Origin of the sequence: Marinimicrobium sp. UBA4509, from assembly GCF_002388575.1 — a bacterium.
In the GTDB taxonomy this organism is placed as follows: Bacteria; Pseudomonadota; Gammaproteobacteria; order Pseudomonadales; family Cellvibrionaceae; genus Marinimicrobium; species Marinimicrobium koreense.
Map to the genome: position 1 here is coordinate 16,887 of NZ_DGMV01000054.1, position 12,566 is coordinate 29,452.

Here is a 12,566-nt window from a genome sequence, read left to right on the forward strand (position 1 = left end):
GGACAACTCAAGCCGGACCGCCGCCCCCCAGTGCCGCGGCGACCGCCTCAGACAGGATAGTGAATGACCGCCGACATGCCGCCGAACGAGCTGCTGAACCGTTTCAAAGTCCCGCCCCAGGACCTGGACACACTGTCGTTTTGTTCCCCCAAGGCCGCCAAAGTCGCCGACTGGGTGCGCGCCTTGCCCATGACCCGCATCAGCTTCGTGAGCAGCCTGCTGTACAAGGCCCTGCCCGAAATCGGCCGCCTCAAAACCACCCCCCAGGTACGCCTGGACATGCTCGAGGCCCTGCGCCCCGCGGTTCAACAGGCCATTCAGGGGCTGACCCCGCAGTTTCTCAATCAACCCCTGATTCTGCCCGAAGCGGCCCGCAAAACCGCCACCGTCGCCCAGGCCCTGCAAAAGCACATGAGCAACGCCTATCTGGTGACGGTGCGCGAGCTCGGGCAGGTGACCAAGGGCGATACCGACACGCTGCAGAACCAGCGGGCGCTGGCGCTGCATCGAGCGATGACCGGACTGGGCTTGTTGCTGTTGCGCAGCTATCAGATGTACACCCCGGTTCCCAGCCGACTGTGGCTGGAAATTCATACCCTGTACCAGCTGGCCGAGCAGTGGCAGGTCCACCGCCAAGTGGTGGCCGAACCTCTTCCCGGCCACCAGCAGACCAACACCATCGAGCGCTGCTATCAGCGCCTGCTGTTGCTCGCCAGCGCCCGCCCCAACCAGCTGCGACAGACCGAAGTCAGCAACACCTATGACGCCCTGGAGCAACTCGCCCCACTGGCGCACATGGTGGCCTACGACCCCGCGCAGGAAGACAACCTGTTTGCCGTCGTGCTCGACAGCGACAGTGCGCCCCTGTACAAGTCCCGTCTGCCCGAAGCCCCCGGCGGGGCCATCCGGGAGCTGGATACTGGCCCGGTCGTGACCGCACTGGAGGACGCCCGAAAGGCGCTAGGCGCCAGACCCGGTGGCGGTCGGGACAGCCTGGGGCTGACGCTTCCCCTCAACGAGCACCTGAGCCACTCCTGGCACCTGCTCGCCCAGCGCAGCTTCGAACGGCGCGCTAGCGGCGGGCAGATGAATGTCACCATCGGCCTGTCCAACGTGCACTTCCAGATGGCCGGAGGACAACCCTTCAAGCTGTTCATGAACCAGGCCACCCATGTACACCAAGAGGAAAACGGTCTGTTTGGTGGGCGCCTGCCTACCGCCGCCACCGCCGAGCCGGACCCCTGGGGCTCCGCATTCGATGCCGGCGGCGGCAAACTGGCCGGCGACCACCTGGCCACCTTCAACATTGAGAACAATATTCGTCAGCGTCAGCAGCAGGACTACCGGGGCGAGCACCCCACCTTTCAGGTACCTATCGTGGACGTCAGTCTGGGCGGTTACTGCCTGGAATGGCGCGAACAGGTACCCACACAGTTGAAAGCCGGTGAGCTGCTGGGCCTTCAGGAAGTGGGCCGACTTAAATGGAGCATCGGGGTGGTACGCTGGGTGCAGCAGTCCCGGGAGTCCACCCTGATTGGCGTTCAGACACTCGCCCCACAGGCGACGCCATTCGGCGCGGCGGTGATCTACAAGACCGGCGGTTTCTCGGAATTCCTGCGCGCTCTGGAAATTCCGCCCCTGAAGGCCATTAACCAGCCGGCCACCCTGATCACCAACGCCGTGACCTTTCACGAATACAGTAAGGTGCGCCTATACCGGCGCAACAGTGGTCAACAGGAAGACAACCATAGAACCCAGACCACCGTACAACTCACCCGGCGCCGTTTTTCCACCGGCGCCATAAGCCAATTCGAATTTCGTGAGCTGATGCCCGGCCAGAGCGATGCGGGTGAAAGCGACGATTTATAGCGTCGTCACCCCGAGAACAGAAGGCTGATTCACAAATATCGCCATCAATGAACGGTTGTTGGCGGATGTATCAACATTAGTATTGAGGGTATTTGTCAATCAGTTAATATAGCCGAAACGAACAGGATTAAAGGGATGACAACCCCTGTCCGACGCACGGAAGCATTCATCGACCGAGCGGCCTCACAGACACGGGTCAGGCTTGCAAGAGAGTGCAGTAACCTTTTATGGATCCCAACGAGACAATCCGCCTGCTGATTTTGAACGACTCCCGCTCAGAGGCCGAGCGGTTGACCAGCATGCTCCACAACGCCGGTCGCTCCAGTCGCGCCCAGCACGTCGACAGTGAGGAACGCCTGGGAAAGCTGCTACAAGAGCAGACCTGGGACCTGCTCATCGGTCATGACAAGACCACCAATGTCACTCCCGAGGCCGCCATTCGGCAGATCCGGCGCCTGAACCGCGATGTCGCCGTCGTACTGCAAACCGACGATGAAAGCAGCGCGGCCGTGGTCGAGGGGATGAAGCTCGGCGCGGCCGATGTGGTGCGCCTGGACGAAGACCAACACCTGCTGCTGGTCATCCAGCGCGAAATGGACAACCGGGAGCAGCGCCAGCAACGGCGCATCGCCGACCGCCGTTTCCGCGAGGCCGAGCGCCGCAGCCAGGCCCTGCTCGATAGCTCCCGGGATGCCATCGCCTACGTCCAGGACGGCCTGTACCTCTACGCCAACGAATCCTTCGCCGAACTGTTCGGCTATGAGGATCGCGATGATATCGACTGCCTGCCGATCATGGACATGGTGGCCGAGAAGGATCACAAACAGCTCAAGCAATTCCTGAAAAACTTCACCCTCAAGGGCGATGACGCCGAGACCACCAAGGTTGAATTCGAAGGGGTCAAGCACAACGGCGAGGCCACCCATATCAGCCTGGAAGTCTCCCGGGCTACCTATGATGAAGAGCCCTGCATCCAGTTTCTGGCCCGCGCCGGCGTCGCCGAGACCAGCGAGGAGCTGGAAGCGCAGATCGCCCAGATCAAGTGGCAGGACCTGGCCACTGGCCTGTACAACCGCCAGTACCTGGTGGATCGCCTGGAAAAGATGCTCACCAGCGAGGCGGGCAAGCAGCCGGCAGAAGCCAGCCTGATCTATATTGATATCGACCACTACGCCGAGCAGGTCCACGCCGCCTTCGGTGTCGCCGGTGCCGACATGGCGCTGAGTGACATCGCCGCGCTGCTGCGCGAGCATGCCCAGGAGAATGACCTGCTGGCCCGTTTTGGTGACAACGCCTTTATTATGCTCGCGCCCAACATCAAACCCGACGCGGCGGTCATGCGGGCGGAGAAAGTCTGCAAGGCCATCGAAGACCACATCGTTGATGTGGATGGCAAAACCATTCAGTTGACCGCCAGCATCGGCGTCTCCCTGATCAACGACACCAGTTCCAGCGCCGAGTCAGTGATCGAGCAGGCGGTCAGTGCGATGGAAAAAGTCCGCACGGAAAACCAGGGCAACGCCGCGCGCCTGTACGAGCCGGAAATGACCGCCGATGAACGCAAAGAGCGGGATGTGATGACCGAGGTGCAGCACGCTCTGGACAACGACCGGTTTCGCCTCCTGTTCCAGCCGATCATCAACCTGCGGGGCTCGGACGACGAGTACTACGAGGTGTTGCTGCGCCTGCTCAACGCCGACAATGAGGAGGTGTCCCCCACGGAGTTCCTCGACGCCGCCGCGAAGATGAACGTGATTCACAAGATCGATCGCTGGGTGATTCTGGAGTCGATCAAGATGCTGTCCCAGCATCGCAACAAGGGCAACCACACCAAACTGATCATCAACCTGAGCGGCCAGTCCCTTTGCGACGACAGTCTGCCGCCCTGGCTGCGGGTCGCCTTCAAGGCCGCCAAACTGCCCACCGATGCCATTGTCTTCCAGGCCAGTGAGGTGGATATCACCAATCACCTGACCGCCGCCAAGGCGTTCGCCAAGCACCTGGAGAAATTCAACAGTTGTCTGAGCATCAGTGGGTTTGGCTGCTCACTCAACCCCTACAACGTCTTCAAACACGTGCCACTGGGCTTTGTGAAAGTGGACGGTTCATTCACCCAGGATATCCAGAACAACAATGAAAGTCCGGATACCCTGGTAGAGCTGATCAAGAAGTTGCACGAGGAAGACGTGACCACGGTGGTGCCGTTTGTGGAAAACGCCAGCGTGTTGGCGACCCTGTGGCAGGCCGGGGTGCATTACATTCAGGGGTATTATCTGCAGGAGCCGAGCAAGTCGATGGATTACGATTTCAATATGGAGAGTTGAGTTCGGCAACGGTAACGGCGGATGCGGCATCTAATCGCTGCGCTCGGCCCCTACGCGGATTTTCGGATTGTCGTGCACTCATGGTTGGGGGACGGCGGATGCGGCGTCTAATCGCTGCGCTCGGCCCCTACGCGGATCTATACCGCTGCGCTCGGCCGTAGGGCGGATAAGCCGAAGGCGCATCCGCCGTTACCGTTGTCCGAACATCCGCCGTCACCAACCTACGACAAATCCCCATGCTCCCGATCCCGAAAGCCCAACAAATACAAAATCGCATCCAACCCCAAGGTCGAAATCGCATGCTCCGCCGAGGCCTTCACCAACGGCTTGGCGCGAAACGCGATGCCCAACCCGGCGGCGTTCAACATGGGCAGATCATTGGCGCCATCGCCCACCGCAATCACCTGCTCCGGGGTAATGCCCTCGCGCTCGGCCAACTGCTTGAGTAGCTGCGCCTTGCGCGCGCCATCCACCACCGTGCCCGATACCTGTCCGGTCACCTTGCCATCGACAATCTCCAGCTCGTTGGCGTACACGTAATCCACACCCAAACGCTGCTGCAGAAAGCGGCCAAAGTACTCGAAGCCTCCCGAGAGAATCGCGGTTTTGTAACCCAGTTTTTTCAACGTGGCGATCAACTTCTCAGCCCCTTCGGTCAGACGCAGGTTGCGAGCGATGCCCTCAAGCACCGACTCATCCAACCCTTTGAGCAGGCTCAGACGCTTGGCGAAACTCTGCTGAAAATCCAGCTCCCCGCGCATGGCCGCTTCGGTAATGGCAATCACCTCATCACCCACGCCGGCGGCTTTGGCCAGCTCGTCGATCACCTCCGCCTCAATCAGGGTGGAGTCCATATCGAAACACACCAGGCGGCGATTGCGCCGGTAGGGGGTGTCCTTCTGAAACGCAATATCCACCTCCAGGCGGGTGGACAGCTCCATCAGATCCGCCCGCAGCGCCTGGGTGTCAGCCGGCGCGCCGCGCACGGAAAACTCCACACAGGCACTGCTGTGGGTATCCAGCGCATCCAGCGGCACACGGCCGGACAGGCGGTTAATGTGGTCAATATTGAGCCCGTGGCGCACGGTCACCGCCGTCAGCTCGGCAATCTGCTCGGCCATCACCTGGCGGGAGAGCAGGGTCACGATATGCCGCGGCTTGCCCTGCTGCTCCACCCACTCCTGATAGCGCTGGTGATCGATATTCTCAAAGCGTACCCGCACCCCGAGATCGTCGGCGCGGGTGCGAATGGCGCTCTGCAACGTCTCGGCCCTGGCCCGGCCGGGCTCCAGCGCCACCAGCATGCCGAGCGCCAGATCATCGTGAATCACCGCCTGGCCGATATCCAGGATGCTGGCGCCGAAGCCGGACAGCTCGGCCGCGAGCGAGGAGGTCACCCCGGGTTTGTCATCCCCGAAAACGTTGATCAGTACGATGTCTTTCACGCGGACTCACTTGATTGGCAATAAGGAATGGAACGGGCGGCAATTATACCGGTTCCCCGGGGACAGATGCCATGCGTTGATGTTTCTGTGGTCTTTATCAAATCCCCGGGCCAACGCGCTGGCATCCACAGGAACAACGCCCGTAAAATAGGCGACTTTGAAACGGGCGCCCCTACGGGTACCCACACTCAAGGATCTGCATGGCCCTCTACGCTCGACTCAAGCCCCACTGGCAACCGATTGCCGGCACCGCCCTGATTGTGCTGCTCGGCCTGTTGGCCGCCGGGTTACACGCCCGGGCGAGCCTGCACACCCAGAGTCAGCAACTGGACAGCTTCGGCCAGACCCTGGCCCGCAGCACCGCCCAACGCGCCGTGGACGCCACCCTGAGCCAGGACATGATCAGCCTGCAGGTGGTCCTTCAGGAGCTGACCCGCCACCCGCAGGTGATCGGGGCCACCATCCACGATGTGGAAAACCGGCTGCTGGTACAGAGTGGCTTCCCGCCCAGTGAGGCCGAGCCCGGTCAGTTCCGCCGCTACACCGCCACCATCGCCCTGGCCGACAACATCGCCGGGCACCTGCAGGTGGCCATGATTCCACCGGCCCTGAGCGGGGCCGACCGGCAGTTTCTGCTCCTGTGGAGCCTGCTGGTCCTGGCGGCCGCCGCCCTGCCCTGGCTGCCCGCGCTGCGCCGGCCACCGGTGATCGTTCAGGGCCAGTCAACGCCCGATGAGCAGAGCCCGCAGGTCTCGTCGGACGAATCGGCGGATGACGATGGCGACAAGGCCGATACCCCGCCGCCGGCCCAATTGCGCCTGCGACTAAGACTGCTGAATATGGAGACCCTCAGCCGTCAATTGAACGAGGAGAGCTTCGCTCAACAACTGAGCCAGTTCGAGCAACAACTGCGCAACATCTTGTCGCTGTACAGCGGCAAGCAGGTCGCCCTGTCGGGCGATACCCTGCTGATCGATTTCTTTGGCGAAAGCGACAGCGACTGCGCGTTCCGCGCTCTGTGTAGCGCCCAGTTGCTGGGGGAGCTATCCCATCTGAACCCGGGCCCGAAACTGAAACTCGCCGCGCGCATTCACCCGCTGCCCCACCGCGACCTGACCGCCGCGTTCCAGGATCAGCAGAGCGCGGCAACGCCCGGCGCCAGTGGCATCGAGATCGCGCCGGAACTGATTGACGACGAGTTGCATCAGCACCTTGAGCTGGACGCTGACACTGGTGTACTGATCGGGGTCAAGGCACCCTACCGGCAATTGCTCGACAAGCAGCAGGCGCAGCTACAGCGGCTAATCGGCGCCGACCCGGACGGTCATTAATCCTTCATCGCTCCGTCACCGGAGCGTCACAGTTCGGCCCTAGCCTCGGCGGAAGAGTCCACCGAGGTCAGCCGTTCATGCTCAATATCGAGGAATCCCTCAACCACAAATTCCCGCGCTTCGCCCGCAGCGCCCCCATGTTGCGCAAACCCACTCTGGGCCTGCTGCGCAAACTGGTCCACGAGCGCGCCATCAATCAGTTTCTGGAGGAGCACCGGGGCGCCCGGGGCCTGGACTTCATCGAGCGGATCTTCGATTACTTCAACTTTACCTACAGCGTGCCCCAGCGCGAGCAGAACAATATCCCCGCCCAGGGGCGGGTGGTGATCATCGCCAACCACCCCATCGGCTCGCTGGACGGACTGGCTCTGATTCATCTGGTCAGCCGGGTGCGCCCCGATGTCAAAATCGTCGCCAACGACCTGCTCAGCGCCTTTGAACCGCTGCTCGAGTTGCTGCTGCCGCTGGACAATATGACCGGCGGCGCCTACCGCCAGAGTTACAAGCGTATTCGCCAGGCCCTGGAGCAGGACCAGGCGGTGATCATCTTTCCCGCCGGAGAAGTTTCCCGCGCACGCCCCACCGGCATTCGCGACGGCGCCTGGCGCTCCGGGTTTCTGCACTTCGCCCGCAAGAGCGGCGCGCCCCTGCTGCCGGTCCATATTCAGGCAAAAAATTCCTGGCTGTTTTACAGCGCCTCCGCCGTGTTCAAACCCCTGGCCACCGCCCTGCTGGCCCATGAGATGTTCAACAAACGCTCCGCAGAAATCCGCTTCCGGGTGGGCGAACCCATTCCCGCCCGCGCTCTGGAAGCCAAAAACCTCGCGGACAAGCCGCTGATTCAACGCCTTAAAAAACACCTGTACAAACTCGGCCGGGGCAAGAAAACCCTGTTCGTCACCGAGAAAACCATCGCCCACCCGGAGCACCCCCTGCAACTGCAACAGGAGCTGGCCCGGGCTCAAAAACTCGGCCACACTCGGGACGGACAGACCATTGTGCTCTGCCAGTGGGATCAACACCCCACGGTCATGCGCGAACTGGGCCGACTGCGGGAAATTGCCTTTCGCAAAGTGGGCGAAGGCACAGGACGACGCCGCGACCTGGACCGCCACGACCAGAGCTATCAACACCTCGTCCTTTGGGACCCGAACCGCCTGGCCATCGCCGGCGCCTATCGCATTGGCGTCACCAGCGAGTTGATGGCGAAAGCCGGACTGGAAGGACTCTACACCGCCGAGCTGTTCCATCTAAGGCCGGCACTGAGGCCCTACCTGGAACAGGCGCTGGAACTGGGCCGCAGCTTCGTCAACCCGGACTACTGGGGCAAAGCCAACCTGGACTACCTCTGGCAGGGCCTGGGCGCCTACCTGCGCCACCACCCGGACATCCGTTATTTGATCGGACCGGTCAGCCTGAGCGCCGACTACCCCAAACCCCTGCGCGAAGCTTTGGTGGCCTACCACCAGCGCTACTACGCCATGCCCGCCGCCCTCGCCAGCGCCCGCCACCCGCACCTGATCGACCCGCAAAGCCGCATGGCCCTCAACCGCCTGTTCGTCCCCATGGACCGCGACGCCGCCTACGAGCATCTGAACACCAGCTTCAAAACCGCCGGCCATCCCCTACCAGTGCTGTTCAAGCACTACCCCGCCCTGTTCGAAGAGGGCGGCTACCACCTGCTCGCCTTCAGCGTCGATTCGGATTTTGGGGAGTGCCTGGATGGCCTGTTCCTCGCGGATCTGAGCAATATGAAAGCGAACAAGCGAAAGCGGTACCTGGGAACTGATTGATACCGCACAGCCCCCTTCAGGCCCTCGGAACCCAGTGGGCCTAGCGACATTTCCGTATAACCTCCCACACACGGAAACTTCCCCTATTTTAGGCCAGCCTCGTTATAGCGATGCGTTCTAAGCGTTGAGTGACGGAGCCTTCCAGGCATGTTATAAAAGCAGCCAAATGTGATAGACGGAAAGTTTCCGTTTAATAATATTGATAAAAGTCAAGGAAAGTCATGAAAGTACATCAATATTTGGCAGTAGGGTTTCGGCTACTTTCGATAATTGTATTCATTTACTCTTTGAGGCAAGTGGCAACATTTCTTTCTGTAGTGTTCACTGACACTTACTCGGGCATGCCCGCCTCGGCAGCTTTTTTCCTTATCATGGCTGTGATACCTCTGGGTGTTGCCATAACACTTTGGATGTTTCCCACTACGATAGCCAAAAAAGTAGTACCGCCGGAATCTGAGGACTCGGTCGTTCCTGAAAAGACATTTAGCATATTGGTCGCTTTGGTAATAACGGTAGGCTTGTACGCATTCTTTTACGCGGCAATAGACGCAATTTATTGGCTTACATACTCGTATTTATTGTCTTCTAACCCGGATGCGTATGACTGGACCTCAGCCGCGATGGACAGCGACAAAGCTAACATGCTTGCTACTGCATTAGAGTTCGCCGCTTCTCTGGCTATTATATTGCGGGCAAAATATATCGCTAACTTTCTTTACAGGGTTGCCAGGTAGTGCCTTTTAACAAACGGCTGTTGTCGCCCCTTCGAGGCTGGAACGGCCTTTCCGCCGCTTCGCGGCTAAAAGTCCGTCCCAAAGCCGGGCGTTGTGCATACAGTCAGCCATGAATAATATACTGTCTCAATTAAAGAGCGTGAATGAACGTTGGGCATCTATCGGTATCGGTGAAGTCAACGGATCACCGATTTCAGCCCGAGTAATGGAAAACGTAGAAGCCAGCTTCCACACTCATGAGAACTCAGATGAATTTTTCCTTGTTCTTTCCGGGAAGGTATTTATTGATACCGAGGAAGGAACAATTGAACTAAACGAAGGGCAATCACACACGGTAACCTCTGGCACAAAACACAGGGCTCGCTCCTATGTACGTTCTGAGCTAATCGTTGCCGGAGGTAAAAATGCATAACCGAGCACACTAATTCACCACCGCGAGCGGAGGTAGGACGCTCTGAACCTGAACCATTTTCACACTCAAAGTATCCATGGACGTGATTCAGGCCCACAGCCTCGTTATAGCGATGCATTCTAAGCGTTTCGTGACGGAGCTTTTCAGGCATGGTACAAATTCAACCAGATTCGGAAGACGGAAAAGTTTCCGTCTAACAATAGTTTTAAAAATTAAGGGAATACTGTGAAGAAACTTCATATAGCCATATCAACTGACAAGATCGCTGAAACCGTTGCGGATTACAGCCAACGACTGAATGCTGAGCCGAGCTTGGTCGTCCCTGGCGAGTACGCTTTGTGGCGAACCGCCACTCTGAATCTGTCTGTGCGTCAAGATGCTAATGCAGATCCAGGCTCTTTGCGGCACCTGGGCTGGGAAGACTCATCTGCAGGAGAGTTCACGCAGGATGTAGACGTAAACGGCATTGTTTGGGAGCTATTTAATGCCGACCTTCAAGCAGAGGAAATTAATGAGTTATGGCCTGACGCGGATTATCAGCCATGAGCTTTAACCAGCTATAGAATTACCTTGCCTACGGTAGCCAGCTCCTCGTAAGCTAGCGCCGTTGTGTTTGGCGCTAACAGTTCGCTCGCACCTCTACCGAGACGCCAAACAGTACCTCACGCCCAACAGGGAGAGACAAAATGGACAAGTTTTTCAAAGTGTGCTTTAGAAACAAAATGGGAATGGGTATCGCCACAGGAATAGCTATTGGAGCAGGATTTGGCGCCGCCACGGGAAACATTGCACAGGCCATAGGTTTTGGTGCTGCGTTCGGTATTGCACTTGGGGCAGTTTGGACTCGCCGTGGTAATCGTCAAGCCCGCTAACAGGAAGGATATCATCCCAATACGGGAGCCCTGCTTTGGGCGCTACCAGCATCTATGAAGAAACCAAGGATCAACGTTAGACACTACTGGGCGAAAACAGTAGATGGCGAATACGGAGGCCTGGCCAACCAGCTTTCAATTGAGCTTTTGGTCACCTTCATATTTGTCTCAATTTCGATATACAGCGTGATGACCGATGGACTAGGGCTCTTCTTTGCAGCCTTTCTCATTCCTACTGTGGGTTTCGTCGTTGCGTCCTTGACAACAATTTGTGCGATGATTTCAGCTTATAGGGACAGAAAGAAGAGTCGATAGCCGCACCGATACTTTAGACGCCCGAACAGAATAGTATGATATTTCGAGAAGCCGAACCAAAAGACGCGGAAGCAATTGGCCGGATAAGGGTCGCTGCTTGGAGAGCGGCCTATCAGCCGTTTATGCCAAAGGAGTTTCTCAAATCACTGAACGCCGCCAACAACCTGTCTGAGCTTAGAGCGCGGCTTGCCGATCAGAATTCTGACTTTACCCTATCCGTAGCAGAAGAGTGTGGACGGGTGGTAGCGTTTTCCATCGTCGGAAGACCTCGCTATGAGGCGGCCCCAGAAACAATAGAGTTGTGGGCTTTGAATGTTCTTCCCGAGCATTGGAGAAGAGGCATCGGAACCAGCCTTGTAGAACGGGCAATCGCGTTTTCATCCCGGTCAGGGTTCGAATGCATTGAGCTCTGGTGTATCAAGGGCAACACACCAGCTCAGGAGACGTATAAGAAACTTGGCTTCATCGAATCAGGCCAAGAAAGGTCTTCATCCCGGCTTACGGGGATTACATTGCATGAGTTGCATTATGCCAAAGTTCTCTAGAAAATCAGGCTGACATGCTATTAACAACACTAGCGCTACTCGACCTCGCATTGAGGGCTGCGACAACCGGGCAGTTGGTTCTGCTGGTTGGCGTCGGGCTTAATCGTAAACCAATTCGTGAAGGAATGTTGTTGCTACTGGCTGCCATAGCCTGCGGCATTGCCTATTTGTCGCTGACAGCGCCAGTACCAGACGCGGCCTACGGCATGACCCGCAACATACTGCTGCTCCTGACCGACGCCTGGGCCTATGCGCTCTGGTTGGCCGCCATGTATTTTTTCCAGGAGGGATTCTCCATTCGTCATACCCCCATTTGGGCCCGCCCGTTTGTCGCTCTGTGGATCGTCTGGCATCTTTACTTTTTTGGGTTCAGGGGTGGTGATGGCATCTACCACCAAATCAACCATGGCCTTTCCATTCTGGTACTCGCGCACATCATATACACGGCCCTGACGGGACTGTCTGATGACCTGGTGGACAAGCGCCGCCGTCTGCGACTGATGCTCAGCGGTGCTTTGGCGGCGTATGGTGCAATGTTGGCCATCGACCAGCTTTGGCTGGGTCGACTGCTGCAGTCGGCGACACTCAGCCTGGCAAACGCCACCCTGGTCTTTGCCAGTGTTACGTGGTTTAGCGTGTACCTGCTTCGTACCAATAAGGGGTCGGTGTTCTCGGAACCAGATAGCGGCTTCGACACACGCTCTCAAACGGCGCTTCCTCACGAGTACCTTAACCTGAAGCGCGCCCTGGACGACTTTATTGAGCGAGGCGACTACATGCAGCCTGAGTTAGATATAGCGTCCATGGCCTCCCAACTAGGCGATAAAGAGCACCGGCTACGCCGCCTGATCAACCGCCAACTCGGCTTTCAGAACTTCAGTGGTTTCCTCAATCAGCTACGAATTCAGAAGGCTCGTCAATGGCTC

Annotated in this window: 11 protein-coding genes; 10 read left to right on the top strand and 1 reads right to left on the bottom strand. The window is 58.3% G+C overall.

Annotated features, from left to right (window positions below):
* Nucleotides 1-63 precede the first annotated feature (63 nt).
* Both B3520_RS10245 and B3520_RS10250 read left to right on the top strand, forming a co-directional pair.
* Nucleotides 64-1,869 (top strand): hypothetical protein, encoded by a 1,806-nt coding sequence (locus tag B3520_RS10245; RefSeq protein WP_286804451.1) that lies wholly within the window; start codon nucleotides 64-66, stop codon nucleotides 1,867-1,869.
* A gap of 227 nt (nucleotides 1,870-2,096) precedes the next feature.
* A complete protein-coding gene (locus B3520_RS10250; protein ID WP_286804450.1) occupies nucleotides 2,097-4,193 on the top strand; it encodes an EAL domain-containing response regulator in 2,097 nt (698 codons plus the stop codon).
* A 221-nt stretch (nucleotides 4,194-4,414) separates the two neighbouring features.
* Here B3520_RS10250 and serB read toward each other — a convergent pair whose 3' ends face one another.
* The gene (gene serB / locus B3520_RS10255; RefSeq protein ID WP_286804449.1) at nucleotides 4,415-5,638 is read right to left on the bottom strand and encodes a phosphoserine phosphatase SerB; all 1,224 of its coding nucleotides are present in this window, start codon (nucleotides 5,636-5,638) and stop codon (nucleotides 4,415-4,417) included.
* Between the two features lie 200 nt (nucleotides 5,639-5,838).
* On the opposite strand from serB, the gene B3520_RS10260 reads away from it, so the two are divergent.
* The 8 genes from B3520_RS10260 to B3520_RS10295 form a co-directional block, all read left to right on the top strand.
* Entirely contained in the window at nucleotides 5,839-6,969 is a 1,131-nt protein-coding gene (locus B3520_RS10260; RefSeq protein WP_286804448.1) for a hypothetical protein, read from the top strand.
* Between the two features lie 77 nt (nucleotides 6,970-7,046).
* Nucleotides 7,047-8,762 (top strand): lysophospholipid acyltransferase family protein, encoded by a 1,716-nt coding sequence (locus B3520_RS10265; protein WP_286804447.1) that lies wholly within the window; start codon nucleotides 7,047-7,049, stop codon nucleotides 8,760-8,762.
* A gap of 221 nt (nucleotides 8,763-8,983) precedes the next feature.
* Nucleotides 8,984-9,496: a hypothetical protein gene (locus B3520_RS10270; RefSeq protein ID WP_286804446.1), complete on the top strand. Its 513-nt coding sequence runs from the start codon at nucleotides 8,984-8,986 to the stop codon at nucleotides 9,494-9,496.
* 109 nt (nucleotides 9,497-9,605) lie between these two features.
* The gene (locus B3520_RS10275; protein ID WP_286804445.1) at nucleotides 9,606-9,908 is read left to right on the top strand and encodes a cupin domain-containing protein; all 303 of its coding nucleotides are present in this window, start codon (nucleotides 9,606-9,608) and stop codon (nucleotides 9,906-9,908) included.
* A 225-nt stretch (nucleotides 9,909-10,133) separates the two neighbouring features.
* The gene (locus B3520_RS10280; RefSeq protein WP_286804444.1) at nucleotides 10,134-10,454 is read left to right on the top strand and encodes a hypothetical protein; all 321 of its coding nucleotides are present in this window, start codon (nucleotides 10,134-10,136) and stop codon (nucleotides 10,452-10,454) included.
* Between the two features lie 140 nt (nucleotides 10,455-10,594).
* Nucleotides 10,595-10,780 (top strand): hypothetical protein, encoded by a 186-nt coding sequence (locus B3520_RS10285; RefSeq protein WP_286804443.1) that lies wholly within the window; start codon nucleotides 10,595-10,597, stop codon nucleotides 10,778-10,780.
* A gap of 350 nt (nucleotides 10,781-11,130) precedes the next feature.
* Entirely contained in the window at nucleotides 11,131-11,640 is a 510-nt protein-coding gene (locus B3520_RS10290; protein WP_286804442.1) for a GNAT family N-acetyltransferase, read from the top strand.
* A gap of 14 nt (nucleotides 11,641-11,654) precedes the next feature.
* Nucleotides 11,655-12,566, top strand: a 912-nt coding sequence (locus tag B3520_RS10295; RefSeq protein ID WP_286875982.1) for a hypothetical protein, incomplete at its 3' end; no start/stop codon positions are given.

What these genes read in the sequence shown, in the direction of transcription:
- B3520_RS10245 (WP_286804451.1), top strand. Translation starts at nt 64, where the DNA reads ATGACCGCCGACATGCCGCCGAACGAGCTGCTGAACCGTTTCAAAGTC.
- B3520_RS10250 (WP_286804450.1), top strand. Translation starts at nt 2,097, where the DNA reads ATGGATCCCAACGAGACAATCCGCCTGCTGATTTTGAACGACTCCCGC.
- B3520_RS10260 (WP_286804448.1), top strand. Translation starts at nt 5,839, where the DNA reads ATGGCCCTCTACGCTCGACTCAAGCCCCACTGGCAACCGATTGCCGGC.
- B3520_RS10265 (WP_286804447.1), top strand. Translation starts at nt 7,047, where the DNA reads ATGCTCAATATCGAGGAATCCCTCAACCACAAATTCCCGCGCTTCGCC.
- B3520_RS10270 (WP_286804446.1), top strand. Translation starts at nt 8,984, where the DNA reads ATGAAAGTACATCAATATTTGGCAGTAGGGTTTCGGCTACTTTCGATA.
- B3520_RS10275 (WP_286804445.1), top strand. Translation starts at nt 9,606, where the DNA reads ATGAATAATATACTGTCTCAATTAAAGAGCGTGAATGAACGTTGGGCA.
- B3520_RS10285 (WP_286804443.1), top strand. Translation starts at nt 10,595, where the DNA reads ATGGACAAGTTTTTCAAAGTGTGCTTTAGAAACAAAATGGGAATGGGT.
- B3520_RS10290 (WP_286804442.1), top strand. Translation starts at nt 11,131, where the DNA reads ATGATATTTCGAGAAGCCGAACCAAAAGACGCGGAAGCAATTGGCCGG.